General features: G+C 68.8%; 13 protein-coding genes. 4 read left to right on the top strand and 9 right to left on the bottom strand.

The window, feature by feature from the left end; genetic code table 11:
- Positions 1-137: 137 nt before the first annotated feature.
- The gene (locus ABD231_RS38340; RefSeq protein ID WP_344164011.1) at positions 138-644 is read left to right on the top strand and encodes a SigE family RNA polymerase sigma factor; all 507 of its coding nucleotides are present in this window, start codon (positions 138-140) and stop codon (positions 642-644) included.
- Positions 641-2,071, top strand: coding sequence for a hypothetical protein (locus ABD231_RS38345; protein ID WP_344164014.1), 1,431 nt, complete (start codon positions 641-643; stop codon positions 2,069-2,071). The genes ABD231_RS38340 and ABD231_RS38345 overlap by 4 nt, the downstream gene beginning before the upstream one ends.
- Here the strand turns inward: ABD231_RS38345 and ABD231_RS38350 are convergent.
- The 3 genes from ABD231_RS38350 to uvrC are packed head-to-tail and all read right to left on the bottom strand — an operon-like array spanning position 2,068 to position 5,902.
- A complete protein-coding gene (locus tag ABD231_RS38350) occupies positions 2,068-3,009 on the bottom strand; it encodes a gluconeogenesis factor YvcK family protein (protein WP_344164017.1) in 942 nt (313 codons plus the stop codon). The two genes, ABD231_RS38345 and ABD231_RS38350, sit on opposite strands and share 4 nt — an antisense overlap.
- The gene (rapZ, locus tag ABD231_RS38355; RefSeq protein WP_344164020.1) at positions 3,006-3,872 is read right to left on the bottom strand and encodes an RNase adapter RapZ; all 867 of its coding nucleotides are present in this window, start codon (positions 3,870-3,872) and stop codon (positions 3,006-3,008) included. Before rapZ ends, ABD231_RS38350 begins: the two co-directional genes overlap by 4 nt.
- Positions 3,872-5,902: an excinuclease ABC subunit UvrC gene (gene uvrC / locus ABD231_RS38360; protein WP_344164023.1), complete on the bottom strand. Its 2,031-nt coding sequence runs from the start codon at positions 5,900-5,902 to the stop codon at positions 3,872-3,874. The genes rapZ and uvrC overlap by 1 nt, the downstream gene beginning before the upstream one ends.
- Positions 5,903-5,984: 82 nt before the next feature.
- Here uvrC and ABD231_RS38365 point away from each other — a divergent pair, with 82 nt between their 5' ends.
- Positions 5,985-6,440 (top strand): DUF6194 family protein, encoded by a 456-nt coding sequence (locus ABD231_RS38365; protein WP_344164026.1) that lies wholly within the window; start codon positions 5,985-5,987, stop codon positions 6,438-6,440.
- A gap of 150 nt (positions 6,441-6,590) precedes the next feature.
- Positions 6,591-7,808 (top strand): S8 family peptidase, encoded by a 1,218-nt coding sequence (locus tag ABD231_RS38370; RefSeq protein ID WP_344164029.1) that lies wholly within the window; start codon positions 6,591-6,593, stop codon positions 7,806-7,808.
- Positions 7,809-7,861: 53 nt separating this feature from the next.
- Here the strand turns inward: ABD231_RS38370 and ABD231_RS38375 are convergent, their stop codons facing one another.
- The 6 genes from ABD231_RS38375 to eccCa form a co-directional block, all read right to left on the bottom strand.
- Positions 7,862-8,392, bottom strand: coding sequence for a Rieske (2Fe-2S) protein (locus ABD231_RS38375; protein WP_344164032.1), 531 nt, complete (start codon positions 8,390-8,392; stop codon positions 7,862-7,864).
- Between the two features lie 109 nt (positions 8,393-8,501).
- Positions 8,502-10,073, bottom strand: coding sequence for a hypothetical protein (locus tag ABD231_RS38380; RefSeq protein ID WP_344164035.1), 1,572 nt, complete (start codon positions 10,071-10,073; stop codon positions 8,502-8,504).
- A 12-nt stretch (positions 10,074-10,085) separates the two neighbouring features.
- Complete coding sequence (locus ABD231_RS38385; RefSeq protein WP_344164038.1) at positions 10,086-11,408, bottom strand: EsaB/YukD family protein; 1,323 nt, start codon at positions 11,406-11,408, stop codon at positions 10,086-10,088.
- On the bottom strand, positions 11,405-12,469 hold the full coding sequence (locus ABD231_RS38390) for a DUF6177 family protein (RefSeq protein ID WP_344164041.1): 1,065 nt from the start codon (positions 12,467-12,469) through the stop codon (positions 11,405-11,407). The genes ABD231_RS38385 and ABD231_RS38390 overlap by 4 nt, the downstream gene beginning before the upstream one ends.
- A gap of 1 nt (position 12,470) precedes the next feature.
- Entirely contained in the window at positions 12,471-12,860 is a 390-nt protein-coding gene (locus ABD231_RS38395; protein WP_344164044.1) for a hypothetical protein, read from the bottom strand.
- Between the two features lie 112 nt (positions 12,861-12,972).
- Positions 12,973-16,941: a type VII secretion protein EccCa gene (gene eccCa, locus ABD231_RS38400; protein ID WP_344164047.1), complete on the bottom strand. Its 3,969-nt coding sequence runs from the start codon at positions 16,939-16,941 to the stop codon at positions 12,973-12,975.
- Between the last annotated feature and the right edge of the window lie 114 nt (positions 16,942-17,055).

Here is a 17,055-nt window from a genome sequence, read left to right on the forward strand (position 1 = left end):
AGAGTGCATCCTCCCACCGTTGTCAAAGACCCTCGCACCCGAACCTCCAACTCCGCCCGGGCGAACTGCGTTACGCACCACTGCAACCCAACACCCGGTCGGCTGCGTTCCTTCCGCGACAGCACGAGAGGAGGGGCATGAGAGCACGAGACGACGCCGAGTTCACCGAGTTCGCCGCGATGATGATCCGCCCACTACGCCGTACGGCGTACTTGATGTGCGGTGACTGGCATCGCGCGGAGGACGCCGCCCAGGACGCCCTGGTGAAGGTGTACCGCCGGTGGAACCGGATCGAACGGCGGGAGGGCGTGAAGAGTTATGCGCACCGGGCCGTGGTGACCTCGGTGCTGGACCAGTCCCGCAAGCCATGGCGGCGCGAACGACCCGACGAGACCGACGAGGCCGCGTTGGTGATGCCCGACATCGGCGGACCGGTCGACAACCGGCTGCTCGTGATCAAGGCCCTCGCGCAACTGGCTCCGAGCCAGCGCGCGTGCGTCGTACTGCGCTACTACAACGACCTCAGTGTCGAAGAGACCGCCGAGATCCTCGGCGTCAGCCAGGGCGGCGTGAAGAGCCAGACCTCCCGCGGACTCGACCGGCTCCGCGAACTACTCGGCCACACCGAAAGGAGCGCCTCGTGAGCAACGACATCGAACACCTGCTGAACACTGCCGCGGACGACAGCGAGCAGCCACTGCACACGGACATCGACGACATCCTCGCCCGAGGACGCCGATCGGTCCGCCGTGGCCGCATCGGCATCGCCTCGACCGCTGCGGTGACCACCCTGGCGATCATCGGCGGTGCCACCGTCTGGTCGAACAGTCTGCACCGCGGGGACGGCCCGGCGGGTTCACCGCGGAGCGAGACGATCACCGTCGACCCGAAGACCGGGCAGGTCGTCGACAACGAGACCGGGCTGACGGCGCAGGCGCTGCCGCCGGTCAGCCCACTGTCCGACGCCGAGGTCCTCAAGCGCTGCGAGCCCGCCGACCAGCGGATGCGCCATTCGGCCACGGACGAGGCCGGCCCGGTCGACGCCCGCTGGAAGGTCGTCCTGAAGAGCGGTGACCAGCAGCGCCTGCAGGCGCTCTTCCTCTCCCCCGATCGATCGGTCGTCTTCGGTTGCACGATGAAATCCAGTACCCAGATCGACAGCATGGGACGCTTCCCGACCACGTCGACCGACGGATCGCCGAAGGCGGTCCTGGCCAAGGCCATGATCCCAGCCACCGGCGTCACCCACGTGCTGGCGACCTTGGACGGCGAGTCCGCACCGCGACAGGCGCTGGTCGCCGAGGGCAGGTTCTTCACCCTCGGCCCGCCGACCTGGCGCGAAACCTACGAGCCCGTGGACGGCGCCCCCACGATCCGGCGGATCCGGGCCTACGACGCCACCGGCAAGCGCGTGTACGACTGGAAGTACGAACCGCCCGCGGCCGAGCAGCCGGTTCCCCCGGATGTGAAGATCAAGACCGCGAGTCCGATCGAGCCACGGACCTTGCTGACGAAGGATCCCGACACCGGTAAGCCGCTGGCCGTCGTACCGTTCAGTCCGTTGAGCGACGAGCAGGTCCGCGCCGAGTGCAAGCGACCTGACGACGCGTACTTCGACGGCCCGGGCAACGGGTTGCCGAAGCCAGGGCCAGGCTCTGACCCACGGGTGGACGCCGCCGGCCGAATCAGCCCCGACTGGGTAGTTGCGCTGAAGGTCGGGAGCGCCGAGCGTTTCACCGCGCTGGTCGTCTCCCCCGGCCAGAACGTCGTCGCCTGGTGCTATCGGGATGGGAAGACCGCCTACGACTACACGCGCAGCGGGGTGCACGCCGACGGGACGTTCGGTGATCCCGCGAAGGACCTGTTCAGAAACTGGGCGATGGTTCCGGACGGTGTTGCCCAGATCATCGTGGATCTGCCGACCGGCCCGGTGCGTGCGGCGATCTCGAACGGCTACTACCTGTGGGGCACCACCGGTGGCAGCGAGAACTTCAAGAAGGTGCGGGTCCGCGGGTACGACGCGGACGCCAAGCTGGTCTACGACAAGAAGATCACCGTCGACGCCAGCTAGACGAGGAGCTCCCGGTAGACCTTCGTGAGTTTGTCGGGAGCGTGATGGAGGTGCTGGTCGTCGTCGGCGATGTCGGCGATGACCACCTCGGCCCCGAGTGACTCCGCCGTACGGCGCAGGGACTCGGGGTCCGGCACGTGGCCTTCGTCGGCGAGTACGACGTCGATCCGCAGATCGGGCGCGTGAGCGGCGAGCACCTCGAGGTGGGTCTCGGGTGAGAAGCCGTCGGTCTCGCCCTTCTGCTCCCCCAGGTTCAGCGTCAGCAGGCGACGGGCGCTGGTCTGCTCGAGACCGCGGCACAACGCAGGCACCAGCAGGTTCGGAATCACCGATGTGAACCACGAGCCCGGACCGACCACGACCCAGTCGGCCTCCGCGACGGCCACCAGAGCCTCGGGACAAGCCGGCGGGTCGGCCGGGTCGAGAGCCACGTCGACGACATGGCCCTCGGTGGTCGCGACCTCGGCCTGGCCGCGGATCTCGGTCATCGCCTCCGGGTGCTCGGGGTCGAGGCCGATCACGCGGGCAGTGATGTCCAGCGGTACGGCGGACATCGGCAGCACGCGGCCTTGAGCGCCGAGCAGGCGGCCGACCCAATCGAGGCCGTCGACCGCTTCACCCAGCAGCTCCCAGAGCGCCACGATCAGCAAGTTGCCGACCGCGTGGTCGTGCAGCTCGCCGTTGCTGCGGAAGCGATGCTGCAGTACGTCGGCCCAGGTGCGGCCCCACTCGTCGTCGCGGCACAGCGCGGCCAGCGCCATCCGCAGATCACCCGGCGGAAGCACGCCCAGCTCTTGGCGCAGCCGGCCCGAGGAGCCGCCGTTATCGGCAACAGTGACGATCGCGGTGAGGTGATCGGTGACGTGTCGAAGTGCGGAGAGAGAAGCGGCCAGGCCGTGTCCCCCGCCGAGTGCGACGACCGAGGGGCTCCGCGTCACTCGCGCCCGAGATCTCTGTGGACGACCAAGGTGGGTGACCCCTTCTCGCGCAGTCGGCGGGCGATCTCCTCGGACATCGCAACGCTGCGGTGCTTACCCCCGGTGCAGCCGATCGCGACGGTGACGAAGCGCTTGCCCTCGTTCAGGTAGCCGGTCCGCAAGGTGTCCAGCACGTCCACGTAGTTCTGCAGGAACTGCTGGGCCAGCGGATGGCCGAGCACGAAGTCTGACACAGGCTTGTCCTGCCCGGTCATCGGGCGCAGGTCGGGCTGCCAGTACGGGTTCGGGATGAAGCGCATGTCCGCGACCACGTCGGCGTCGACCGGGATGCCGTACTTGAAACCGAACGACACCACGGTCGCCCGGAGCTCGGCGTTCTCCTCCTCGCCGAAGGCGTTCACGATCTTCGCGGCGAGCTGGTGGACGTTCATGTTCGAGGTGTCGATGACCAGGTCGGCGCCGGCCCGGATGTCGCCGAGCAACTCGCGCTCGCGCTGGATCCCGGTCAGCAGCCGGCCCTCGCCCTGCAACGGGTGCGGCCGGCGGACACCCTCCTGCCGGCGCACGATGACGTCGTCGGAGGCCTCCAGGAACAGGGTCAGCGGCCGGTAGCCCTTGATCCGCAGGTCGTGCAGCGCGGAGCTCAGCTCGTCGAAGAACATCCCGGTCCGGACGTCGACGACGACCGCGAGCCGGGGTTGCGTCCCGGTGCCGATCGTCTGCTCGACCATCGTGGTCAGGAACATCGGCGGCAGGTTGTCGACCACGAACCAGCCGAGGTCCTCCAGCACGTCCGCGACCGAACTCCGCCCCGCGCCGGACATCCCGGTCACGATGATCAGGTTGCCGTTCGTGTCGTCCATCAGTTCTCAGTTCTCCCTGGGTCCCCGTGTGGCGCCGTCCCGGCCACCGGGACGTCTTCTCCCAGTATCTCGCCTGTGGCGGTGTTCACCGACGGCGCCCGGCCGGATTCGGCCGTCGTTGCGGCAGCGTTCACCGCCAGTACGACGGACTCCGCCGTCCGGCGCCCGAATCCGGGCAGCTCGGCCACCTCGTCGATCGTGGCCTGCCGCAACTTCTTCAGCGACCCGAAGTGCCGCAGCAGCGTCTTGCGCCGCACCTCCCCCAGCCCCGGTACGTCGTCCAGCACGCTCTCGACCATGCTCTTGGAGCGCCGGTTGCGGTGGTGGGTGATGGCGAACCGGTGCGCCTCGTCGCGCAACCGCTGCAGCAGGTACAGCCCTTCGGAGGTCCGGGAGAAGATCACCGGATCCTCGTCGTCGGGGATCCAGACCTCCTCCAGCCGCTTGGCCAGACCGCAGATCGGGATGTCCCCCAGCCCCAGCTCGTCGAGCGCCTGCCGGGCAGCCGCGACCTGCGGCGGACCGCCGTCGACCACGACCAGGCCCGGGGTGTAGGCGAACTTCTTCGCCCGGCCGGTCTCCGGATCGACCAGGTACGCCGTCGGGTCCTCCCCCTCCGGGATGTCCGCGCGGTCCTCGATCATCCGCTTGAACCGCCGGGTCAGCACCTCGGCGATCGAGGCGACATCGTTCTGCCCTTCGACGCCCTTGATCACGAACCTGCGGTATTCGCTCTTGCGCGGCAGACCGTCCTCGAAGACGACCATCGAGGCGACCACCTCGGTGCCTTGCAGGTTCGAGACGTCGTAGCACTCCATCCGCAGTGGCGCCTCGGGCAGGTCGAGACCGGCCTGGATCTCCTCCAGCGCCTGGTTGCGGGTGGTCAGATCGCTGGCCCGCTTGGTCTTGTGCATGGTGAGCGTCTGCAGCGCGTTGCGCTCGACGGTCTCCATCAACGCCTTCTTGTCACCGCGTTGCGGGACCCGGATCGCCACCCGCGTACCACGGGTCCGCTCCAGCCACTCGGTCAGCGCGTCGACATCGTCCGGGATGACCGGCACCAGGATCTCGCGCGGAATCGCGTCGCCCGAATCGCCGGCGTACGTCTGCGTGATGAACTGCGAGACCAGGTCGCCGGTGGTCGCCGTACCGTCGGCTTTGTCGGCGATCCAGCCGCGCTCACCGCGGATCCGGCCGCCGCGGACGTAGAAGATCTGGACGGCGACCTCGAGCGGGTCCTCGCTGAGCGCGATCACGTCGGTGTCGGTGCCGTCGCCGAGGACGACCGCGTTCTTGGCCAGTGCCTTGTCGAGGGCGGCGAGGTCGTCGCGGATCTTGGCTGCTCGCTCGTATTCCAGCTCGGCGGCCGCGGCCTTCATCTCCTGCTGCAGCCGGCGCACGTAGGTCGCGGTCTGACCGGAGAGGAAGGCGGCGAAATCGTCGACGATCTTGCGGTGCTCGTCCTGGGTGACCTGACCGGTGCAGGGCGCCGCGCACTTGCCGATGTAGCCGAGCAGGCAGGGCCGGCCGATCTGGCGGTGCCGGTTGAACACGCCCTTGCTGCAGGAACGCATCGGGAAGACCCGGAGCAGCAGGTCGACGGTCTCCCGGATCGCCCAGGCGTGGCTGTAGGGACCGAAGTACCGCACGCCCTTCTTCTTCTGGCCGCGGCCGACCATCACTCGTGGAAAGTCTTCATCAAGCGTGATCGCGAGCCAGGGGTACGACTTGTCGTCGCGGTACTTCACGTTGAAGCGCGGGTCGTACTCCTTGATCCAGGAGTACTCCAGCTGCAGCGACTCGACCTCGGTGCCGACGACGGTCCACTCGACCTTCGCCGCGGTCGTCACCATCGCCTGCGTGCGCGGGTGCAGGTTGACCAGGTCCTGGAAGTACGACGACAGCCGCGCCCGCAGGTTCTTCGCCTTGCCGACGTAGATCACCCGCCCGGCGGAGTCGCTGAAGCGATAGACACCGGGTGAGTCAGGGATCGACCCTGGGGCGGGTCGGTAGGACGATGGATCAGCCACTCGACAACCCTAGTTCGGGCCGCCGACAAAACCGGAATTCTGCCGAAGTCTCTACTGCTTGTTCAATGACAGACTTGAAGGCATGACTGCTGACGAACTGGATCGATTGATCCGTGAGCAACCGGGCGTTCGGGTCCTCGAGGCCCAGGACGACCTCTTCTATCTGTACGACCCGGCCGCCGACCTCCCGCCGGAACGGCAGCAACCCTTCGCCACCATTGTCACCGGCGACCACTACGAGCAGGTGTCGCGGCTCGACGAACCCGGTGCCTGGCGACTCAACCTCGGTCTGACCAAGGCGACGTACACGAGTCTGTTCGGCTCGCCCCCGACCGAGCGCGACGCCGACTGGGTGCTCGCCTCTGGCCACGACTACGCCGCCCGCGACCTGCTGATGCCGCACCCCTTCTACGCCTCGCAGTACTGGGTCGCGATCGTCTCCCCCAGCACCCTCGCGCCGCTGCTCCCCCTGATCACCGAGGCGCACGACTTCGCCGCCCGCAAGTACGCCAACCAGGCGGCCCGGCACACAGGCTGAACCTTGCGGTCGTGTTGCGGGTTGGGTCATAAGGCGGAGTTGACCCCCGATTGGGATGAGCGCGGTCCGTAACCTGTCACCCAGGGTAGATGCGCAGGTCCTTTGCGTGAGGCAACCAGGCCTTGCGTCGACTCGAGGGAGTTTCCGCCCATGTTCCCGAACTTGATCAGACCGCGCGCCGCACTCGGTGCGCTCGCCGCAGCAGGACTCGCCGTCACCGGTATCGCAGCCACCAGTACGGCGGCGCAGCCGGAGCAGACCGGTGTTGCGATCCGCGGTGCCGGCAGCGCGAACGCCGTACCGGGTAGCTACATCGTGGTGCTGGCCGGCCAGCGCACCCAGGGCGAGACGCGCGCCACGAACCAGAGTCTCTCGAGCCAGTACGACGTCAAGGTCCGCGACCAGTACGACGCGTCGATCAAGGGTTTCTCGGCGAACATGAGCGAGGAGCAGGCGAAGAAGGTCGCCGGTGACTCGCGAGTCGCGTTCGTCCAGCAGAACCAGAAGATCACGGTGAAACAGGACGACCCGCCGTGGGGCCTGGACCGGATCGACCAGCGGGACCTGCCGCTGGACAAGAAGTACACGCCGTCGTCGCCCGCGGACAAGGTCAACGTGTATGTGATCGACACCGGTATCTACGCGGCCCACAAGGACTTCGGTGACCGTGCGTCGGTCGGCACCGACACCGTCGGCGACGGCCAGAACGGCGTCGACTGCATGGGTCACGGCAGCCACGTCTCCGGGACCATCGCCGGTACGACGTTCGGTGTCGCGAAGAGCGCGAAGATCTTCGGGGTCCGGGTGCTCGACTGCAAGGGCTCGGGTACGACCGAGACCGTGGTGGCCGGGATCGAGTGGGTGACCAAGAACGCCAAGAAGCCGGCGGTCGCGAACATGAGTCTCGGCGGTCCGTCCGACGACGCGCTCGACGCGGCCGTGAAGGCCTCGGTCGGCGCCGGTATCACCTATGCGGTTGCCGCTGGCAACGAAGGTTCGGACGCGTGCACGGTCTCCCCGGCCCGGGAGGCGTCCGCGATCACGGTCGGTGCGACCGACGACCAGGACCAGAAGGCGTCGTTCTCGAACTGGGGCAAGTGCGTCGACATCTTCGGACCGGGCGTCGATGTCGTGTCGGTCGGGATCACCGCACCGGACTCGACCGCGAAGATGAGCGGTACGTCGATGGCCACCCCGCACGTCGCGGGAGCGATCGCGCTCTACCTGGCCGACCACCCGGACGCCAAGCCCGCTGACGTCGCCACCGCGCTGGTCGGGGCGGCCACACCGGACAAGGTCGGCGAGCCCGGCACCGGTTCGCCGAACAAGCTGCTGTTCGCCGGCAAGGCGGACCCGGCACAGCAGTAGAAGTCATTTTGGAGGGCCCGGCCGCCTGGCCGGGCCCTTCCTTCTGCCAAAGGTCAGGCGGACTGTACGACGTTCGTGCCGCTGACCGCGACGTTGACCGCGGGCAGCGCGGTCTGGGCCGGGCCGCTGACCGGGGAGCCGTCGGCGATGCTGAAGTGACTCTGGTGGAACGGGCAGATGATCTGGCCGTCCTCGACCGAACCGATCGGGTTGCCCTGGTGCGTGCACACCGCGGAGAACCCCTTGAACTGACCGGCGGTCGGCTGGGTCACGACGACCTTGGCGTCGGTGAACACCTTGCCGCCGCCGACCGGGATGTCGGAGACCGGGCCGAGCACCTTGCCGGTCGCGCCTCCGGTGGTCGGCGCGGAGGTGGGACCGGTGCTGCCGCCCGTGGTCGGGGCACTGGTCGGGCCGGAGCTGGATCCGGTCGTCGTCGGGGCTGAACCTGTGCTCTCACCGCCACCGCAGGCGGCGAGGATCGGGGCGCTGGCACCCACCATCGCGGCGATCGCCGCACAGCGGAGCACCGACCTCCGGTCCCGCATCTGGCCGTCAGTTGGTGCCAATGTGTCATCGCTCATGAATCTGGACCTCCAGGAGCTTGCCGGCAAAATAGTTGAACGCTCTGACAAACGGCCGGGCGGCCCGAACGGTTCAATCCTCTGCAGGATTGAACCGCGATTTGAGACTTTAGGTCGCCCCGGTCACTGTCTGAACCACTCGGGCGGACAGATCGAGCACTGCCCGGCGGGTCTCGTCCTGAACCTGTTCGGCGTGCACCGGCCAGGACTGCGCGATGTGGGCGTCGTACGGAAGCACGAGCGGCTCGAGACCGCGCTGCCGGAACTCCTCCAGCAGCCAGTCCACCGTGCTCGGCTCCGCACGCTGCACCATCGTGATCACCACGACGCCACGGGTCAGAAGCACGTTCTGGCCGTCCGGTGTGAGCTGGTCGAGCTGCTGCAGGCAGTAGTTCGCGACATGCTGCACGGACGGAACGACCAGTACGACGCAGTGCGCCGACGACGCCATCTCCATGCTGATCTCGTCGTACATGCTGCCCGGGCAGTCGACCACGGCGAGCCCGACATCACGTGCACCCTGGCTCTGGGCCTCGGCGAGTGATCGGCGTACCGCCTCGGCGTTGCCTTCGCTGCGGACCAGGCTGACGCGTTCGATCGGGCCTGCGCCGATGGTGAGCTCCAAGCGGCGCGACAGCTCGGCGCCGCCCGGATCCGCGTCGATGGCGACGACCCGGTCCGACCGCTGGGTCGCGAGCATCATCGCGAGCAGGGCGCTGACTGTCGACGTACCGCCGTTGGTGACCGGGCTGAGGACACCGACCCGGCGCATGATCGCGATCGGGCGGCGGATCATCGCGATGTTGTCGACGTCGCGCTGGATCCGGCCGGAGGCGCCGACCAGGTAGGCAGCCTCGGAGGCGAACCGACGGAAGCGCCGGAAGACCGAGTCGCTTTCGGCCATCGGCGTACCGAGCTGGTCGGACTGTGGCGTCGGCGGCGGTCCCCAACCGGTGTGCGGCGCCGGCGGCGGGCCCTGCTGGTACTGCTGCTGCCCCGGGTGCTGCTGGTGGTACGGCGGGGGCTGCTGCTGGTACTGCGGATCCGCATAGGGCTGCTGGTACTGCTGCTGCTCCGGGTACTGCTGCGGCGGGTACTGCTGCTGGGGCGCAGGCGGGTACGGCGGCTGCTGCGGGTACTGCTCCGCCGGCGGGTACTGCGGTACCGCGTACGGCGGTGGCTCGACCGGCGGCGTCTGCCCGTACTGCGGCGGCTGCTGGTACTGCTGCGGTGGCGGAGGCGGCGGCGGGTAGCCCTGCTGCGGCGGATACGGCGGCTGCTGGGGGTACTGCTGCTCCGGGTACTGCTGCGGCGGATATTGCTGCTGGGGCGCAGGCGGGTAGGGCGGCTGCTGCGGCGGGTATTGCTGAGGCGGGTACTGCTCGTAGCCCGGCTGCCCTGGCGGCGGATACTGCGGCGCCTGCTGGTACTGCGGCGGCGGGCCCTGCTGCGGCGGGCCCTGCTGCGGATACGGCTGCTGCGCAGGCGGAGGCGGCTGCTGTTGGTACGGCTGCTGCCCAGGCCCGGGAGCAGGCTGTTCGGGCGCAGGCGGAGCGGGCGGCACCTCCGCTACCGGCTGGTCGGCCGGGGGCGGTGTGTCGGTGTTGGACGGCTCTTCGGCCGGTGACTGCTCCGCCGCCATCCGGCGCAGCATGTCACCCTGCCAGTCAGATTCAGTCATTCCATCCGGTCGTCAGAATGCGTTCAGCAGGTTGGTGTAGACGCCGAAGACTCCCAGCGCCAGCGGGACCGTCACGATGATCGCGCCAACCTCAACATAGTCGAGCAGCTGCGTCAGCCGCGCACGGACATGCTCCGCTGGTGCGAAACCGAGACCGAAGGCGCAGAACATCGCCACCAGCACCAGCAGCCCGAGCGCGATGAACGCACCGCCCTGACCGTTCACAGCGGCGATCAGAACGCACCCGGAAACCACCGTGAACGCGGCCGCGAACAGCACCGCGACCTCCTGCACCAGCGGGTACAGCCGGGACCGCGAAGCCAGCAGGAACGCCAGCACCAGCGCCAACGCGACAGCCCAGGGTCCACCGGCCTTCAGCAGCATGATGCCCGCCACACCCGACGACACCGCGATCGGCACAGTCGCCAGCGCCAGACCGAGGTGCGCGGCGTTGAGCGCGGCCTGCACGTCGCCGCGCATGATCTCCTGGCCGGAAGCCCGCTTGTCGTCCAGACCGGACAGACCGGACAGTGCGAGAGCCATCCGCGGCAGCAGGCCGAGCAGCAGCACGGCCAGCAGCGCAGCGAGCGCACCGACGTGGTCCACAGCCAGACCGGTGCCGACACCGACCATCCAGACCAGGACGAAGAGCACGGAGGTCGCGCCGGCGACCAGACCGCCACCGGCCAACCCGGCCGCCGCGAAGAAGAACGGGCCGAACGCCAGACACAATGCGCCGACCGTGACGGTCAGACCGACACTCGAGCCGGCATTCAACACCCAGAAGCCGATCGACAATGCGAGCAGCACGGTCGCGACGAGGACCAGCGGGACCGCGATCACCTTGTTGCCCGACCGCCCGAGGGCGATCCCGACGAACGCACAGATCGCGGCAAGCACCAGCAGTGCGGCGGCCGCGATCGCGTTCGGCGCGGCGACGAGCAGCGAGATCCCGCCGGCGATCAGCGAGAACACCAGCCCGGTCCCGGCCAGGACACGGCGGTGGGCGGGCTTGAACGTCGTACCGCGCCGTTTGAGGTCCTCGACGGCTTCTTCGGTGACGTCGTACACGGTCGGGGGCGGCGGCAGCTCACCCTCGGCAGCGAGCCGCAGGACCGCGCCGTCGATGATCTGCGCGGACGACAGCGTGCCCTCCGGCGGCACCAGGACACCGCTCGCCGTGGTCAGGAACCGGCGCTGCGGGGTCTGCTGCAGCGGCTCGTCGAGCATCCGCAGCAGATCCGGCAGCAGGACACCGAGCGGCTCATCGGCGGGCAGGACGGCGTCCATCCGTCGCCGCTGACCGATCACCGTCACCCGGCTGTACGTGCTCATACTCCAAAGCTCCCTTGCTTACCTGCCAAAGCCTCGGCCGGGATCAGTTTCTTCATCAGCTGCGCGTAGGCCTCCCAGTCGCGCGGCTCGCGGCCGTTGCCGATCGGGTACCAGATCGCGGGCGCGTGGGCCGGGCCGATCGCGAGCGCGCGGCTGATGCCGGGGACCTTGACCATCTCGGCGACGCTGGACGAGCGGACCGCCTCGTTGCCGGCGCCGACGCCGATCGGGCAGGCCATGCCGACGAAGCGCGGCCGGTAGCTGCCGTCCGCCTCGCCGTACGCGCCCATCACCATCGCGGAGATCAGCTCGTAGTTGTCGGCGATCTCGTCGATCCACTCACCGACCTTGTTCACGTCCGGGAAGTCCATCCCTGGCTGGGTGACGGCCAGCGTCACCGTCTCGTCCACACCCGACATGGTCCGGCGGACCTCGAGGGTGCCGACCGACGGCGGGAACTCCTTGCCCGGCTGACCGGACAGCACCAGCCAGGTCGGCTGCGGCGCGCGGTCGCGGCAGTACTCGGTGAGCGCCTGCGGGCTCCAGGGCTGGGTGACCGGCTCGGACGTCGACCAGCCGGCCGGGCCGCTCCCGGTCGCCGCGGTGAACAGCCGCTCGGTCATCTTGCCGATCAGCAGGCTGTCGACCGCGCGGTGCCGGACCCGCACGGTGAACTGGAGCTGGCCGAACATCTCGTCCTTGACCACGTAGTCCGGGTGCAGGTCCGAGGTCGGCTCACCCTTCGTGGCGGCCGCGCGGGCGACGAACATCTCGCCGTTCCACTTCAGCCGGACGCCGTTCAGGCCGTCGAAGTACTCGCCGTCGTCGTCGGTGACGACCCACTTGGAGTACGCGCCCTTGAAGATGCTCGCCCGGACCGGGTAGGTCAGCGCGGAACTCTTCGGGGTGACCAGCTGCAGGTCGCGGCCGGCCATCTTGGCCGAGGCCAGCGCGTCGCCCAGCCAGGCCGACATCCCGATCACCGGGCGGTCCTGCATGACGACGGCGACCTTCTCGGTGATCAGGTCGACGCCGGGGCTGAAGATCAGGTCGTTCGGCATCTCAGTGGGTCTCCTCGTTCGCGGCCTCGGACGTCCGGATTCCCTCGGCCGTCCAGACCTTGCCGCCCAGCCGATCGATCAGGGTGTACGCGTACTTCTCGGCGACTTCGCGCGCGCCGTCCTGGGCGGTCGCGCGGATCTCCACCCACCAGGCCGGGGTGTCCACCACGCCGACGGTCGCGCCGAGCATCCGCTCGACCTCACCGGGCACCTGGATCAGCAGCGGCAGCTCGACCGACACCAACGGCAGGTTGTCGTCGTCGCACAGCTGGACGACGGCACCGCCGCTGACCGCGCGCACGCCGAGCTCGTTACCCGCGGCGGCGAGGCCGGCCATGACGTCATCACTCGACGGGCGCCCGTCGACAAGCGCCACCAGGTCGTAGGTCATGAGGCCCCATTTCTGGACTGAGGAACGTAGGGAGCGAAGCGACTGAAGAGACGAGGGAAGAAATGGAACCAGGCCTCAGGACCCGCCGCGCGGAGCGCGGCAACATGCACGCTCATGTCGTTCCTCCACTGCTCTGGGCGGCAGCCTGGACCGGGTCGGCCAGTGCCGTCTGGACCAGCTCCGGTCCATCGCCTCGTCGTACGAACAATCCGCGGCCGGGCGGGTAGTCGCCCGGGTACGCGCCGGTGAAGAGCTGCCCCTCAGCGCGGTCACCGGACAACACCAGACCGGCTGCTCCGGACTCCATCACCGCGGACAGGAACGGCTCGTACATCTGCCGCGACGCACCCGAGGCGCGCCGGGTCACGATGAAGTGCAGCTTGATGTCGCGGCCGGCCGCGACATACGGCAGGAACGGGTCCATCGGCGACTGACCGCCGGACGTCAGCAGGTCGTAGTCGTCAGCCAGTACGACGATCCGTGGGCCACCCTGACCGGTCTCCGGGATCGCGCCGCTGTCGTCCGGCATCCGCTTGGCCAACTCCTGCGACACCCCGGCTGCGAGACCTGCCGCGACCCGGCCGGTCGGTGCGTAACCACCGACGTACTCCTGGGGGACGACCTCGCGCAGACCGCGTCGCGGGTCGAGTACGGCGAAGACCAGCTGCTCGGACGTGTGCCGCTCGATCAGCTGCTGCACGATGAGCCGGACGATGTTCGTCTTGCCGGAGCCGCTGTCACCGAACACGACCAGGTTGGTGTCGCGACCGGCGAGGTCCAGGTAGACCGGCGCCAGCCCGCGCTCGTCCACGCCGATCGGCACCACGGCGGGCTGGCGAATGTCGTCGCCCACCTGGTGCCGCGGCAGCTGCAGCGGCAGGATCCGGACCTGCGGGGCCCGCGGGCCCTGCCAGGTGGAGCGCACCGTGACCGCCTGCGCCTCGAGGATGCCGGACAGGTTCTCGTCGTCGGCGACACCGTCGATCCGCGGCAGCGCGAACTGCCCGTACAGCTTGCCGCCCGGGACCAGCATCCGGCCCGGACCGGCCTTGCGCAGGACCTCCTGCAGCCGCCGGTCGATGTTGGACTCGGTCGGGTCGTTCAGCCGCAGTTCGAGCATCGTGCCGAACATCGCCTGGTTCTGCATCCGGACGTCGTTCCAGCGCATCATCGACGTCACCACATGGATGCCGTAGCTGCTGCCACGCTGCAGGATGTCGGTGATCGGCTCGTCCAGCTCGTCGAACGTGGTCCGGATCGCGCCGTAGTTGTCGATAATCAGTACGACGTCGGCCGACGGCAGCTCGGGGATCCGGCCCGCCGCGTGCTCCTGGCGCAGACCTTCCATGGTGTCGATCGCGTGGTTGCGGAACACCCGCTCGCGGTGGTCGATCATCCCGCGGATCTCTTCGACCGTCCGCCGGATCCGCTCGCGGTCGGTCCGCAGCGCGACCCCACCGACATGCGGCAGCTCGGACAGCGCCTGCATACCGCCGCCGGCCAGGTCGAGCGCGTAGATCGCGACCTCGAGCGGGGTGTGCGTGTGGGCCAGCGAGGTGACGATGGTGCGCAGCGCGGTCGTCTTCCCGGAAGCCGGACCGCCCACGATGGCCGCGTGACCACCGGCGCGAGTCAGGTCCAGCCGGAAGACCTCTTGGGTCTGGTTGGTCGGGTCGTCGACGACACCGACCGACGGCTGCATCGGCGGCACCCGGACTGCGAGTTGCAGGCCACGTCCGTCGACGAAGTCGGTCCGGCCGCCGAGCGCGTCCAATGTGCAGGCGGTCGGCAGCGGCGGCAGCCAGATCTTCAGGACCTGGTCAGCGGCCTTGCGGACCTGGTCGACGAACACGGTCAGCTCGGTCGGACCCGTCGTACGCTCCGTCGCCTTGCTGCCCGGCTCCGGCTTCCCGGCCTCCCGCGCCGCCTCGAGCTCGGCCTCGGTCTGCTGGTACGTCGGGAGCAGCATCGGCCGCGCCTCGGTGCCTTCGTCCTCGACGATCACGTCGGTCGGCGGGACGTACGCGCCGGACACGTAGGCCGCGCGGAACCGCTGGTAGACGCTGGTGTCTACCTTGAGGAACCCGAAACCCGGAAGCGGCGGCAGGTGGAACGCGTCGGTGGTGTCCAGCACCGTGCGGCTCTCCTCCTCGGAGAACGTCCGCAGACCGAACCGGTACGACAGGTAGGTCTCCAGTCCGCGCAGCTTGCCGGACTCGACCCGCTGGCTGGACAGCAGCAGGTGGATACCGATCGAACGGCCGATGCGGCCGATCGACAGGAACAGGTCGATGAAGTCCGGCCGCTCGTTCAGCAGCTCACCGAACTCGTCGATGATCACGAACAGGTGCGGCAGCGGCGGCATCTCCGGCTTCTGCTTACGGTGCAGCCGGTAGTCGGTGATGTTCGCGATGTTGCCCGCGTCCTTCAGGACCTGCTGACGCCGCTGCACCTCGCCCTCGAGGCTCTTGTACGCGCGCTCGATCAGGCTCGCGTCGTCCCGCAGGTTGGTGATGATGCCGGACACGTGCGGCACCCGCTCGAACGGCGCGAACGACGCACCACCCTTGAAGTCGACCAGAACGAACGAGAGATCCTCAGGACTGTGGGTGGCCATCAGCGCCATCACCATCGTCCGCAGCACCTCGGACTTACCCGAACCCGTCGCACCGACGCACAGGCCGTGCGGGCCCATACCGAGCTGGGCCGATTCCTTGAGGTCGACCTGCACCACGGCACCGGTGTCGTCGACACCGAGCGGGACCCGCAGGAACGCGCGGTCGGACCGCTCCTTCCACAGGCGCTTGAAGTCCAGCTGGCCCACATCGGAGATGCCGATCAGGCCCATGAAGTCGACGTCGTCGACGTGTCCTTCTTCCTCGAGCGACTCCGCGGACAACCGCAGCGGAGTCAGCTCGCGGGTGATGCCGGCGGCGACCGCGGCCTCCATCCGGTCGACACGGCCACTGGCCGCCATCGGGTACGCGCCCCGAAGATCCTCGATGCGGACCTCGTCGCCGTACACGGTGATCCGCATCGTCACCGAACTCGGCTCCTGGACCCGGTCGGCGACCAGGTGCAGCACGGTCACCCCGAGCTCACCCGGGAGGATCGAGTCGTCGGCGCCCGGACGGACCTCGGCCGCGACGTCGCCGTACGTGTCGTGCAGCACCAGCAGCCGCTTGGTCAGCTTCTTGCGGTCCTCGAAGGCGACCGACCCACGACGCGACTCGGTCGCCCACTGAACACGCTCGGCGAGATCGGCCGACAGCAGCTGCGACAGCTCGTACGGCGTCTCGGCGATCCGGCGGAACGGCATCGCGCCCTGCTTGCGCTCGGGGTCCTGCACATGCGGAAGCCACGCCATCCAGCTCCAGTCCGGCAGCGCGCGCTGCGGGAAACTGGCCGCGATCGCGACATCCTCCGGCGCGTGGAACACCGCGGTCTGCACGAGCAACGAACGAGCAACCCGTACGGCGCCTTCGCGGTCGCCGACGATGCTCACGTTGCCGACGTGGTCCAGCGGGACGGTCAGCGGCATATCCGGCATCTCGGTGAAACGCCGTACCAGCGCGGTTGCCTCGGCCGTCATGAACGGGTCCGGCGGCTCCATCGCGGAACCGCCCTGACCCACCCGGGCCGGCACGACCGGAACCCGGCCGCTACCGCAGCGGGGCTGCAGGAAGTCACTGTCGGTCCGGCGCCGCTCCCACAGCCGCGAGACGTCCGCCACACAGTCCAGCAGCGCGTCCGGCGGCGGGTTCAGCTCGAGCGCCTCGGCCCGCGACTTGCGCTCCTCCTTGACGAACTCGTCGCGCATCCGCTCGAGATAGTCCAGGTAGCGGGTCCGCTGGCTCTTGCGGTCCTTACCGCCTTTGCCACGCGAGGACAGCATGCCGCCGACCGACCCGACCAGCGTCAGCCCGAGGAGGCCGACACCGACCATCACCATCGGGCCGGAGCGGCCCATCGTCATCATCGCGACCGAGCCGACGCTGCCCGCCAGCGGCATCAGCATCTGCATCGCGCCACCACCACCTCCGCCACCACCTCCGCCGAGGTGTGGTGCGGGTTCGATCACGCGCTGCTGCTGTACCCCGGGTGGAGGTGTGCGCCGCGCCGGGCGGTGCACGATCCGGCTTGCCACTAAGGTGTTCCTCCGCTGGGCGTGCCGCGCGGTTGCGCGGGGAGACTT

It is taken from the genome of Kribbella yunnanensis (assembly GCF_039529655.1).
Lineage (GTDB): Bacteria > Actinomycetota > Actinomycetes > Propionibacteriales > Kribbellaceae > Kribbella > Kribbella yunnanensis.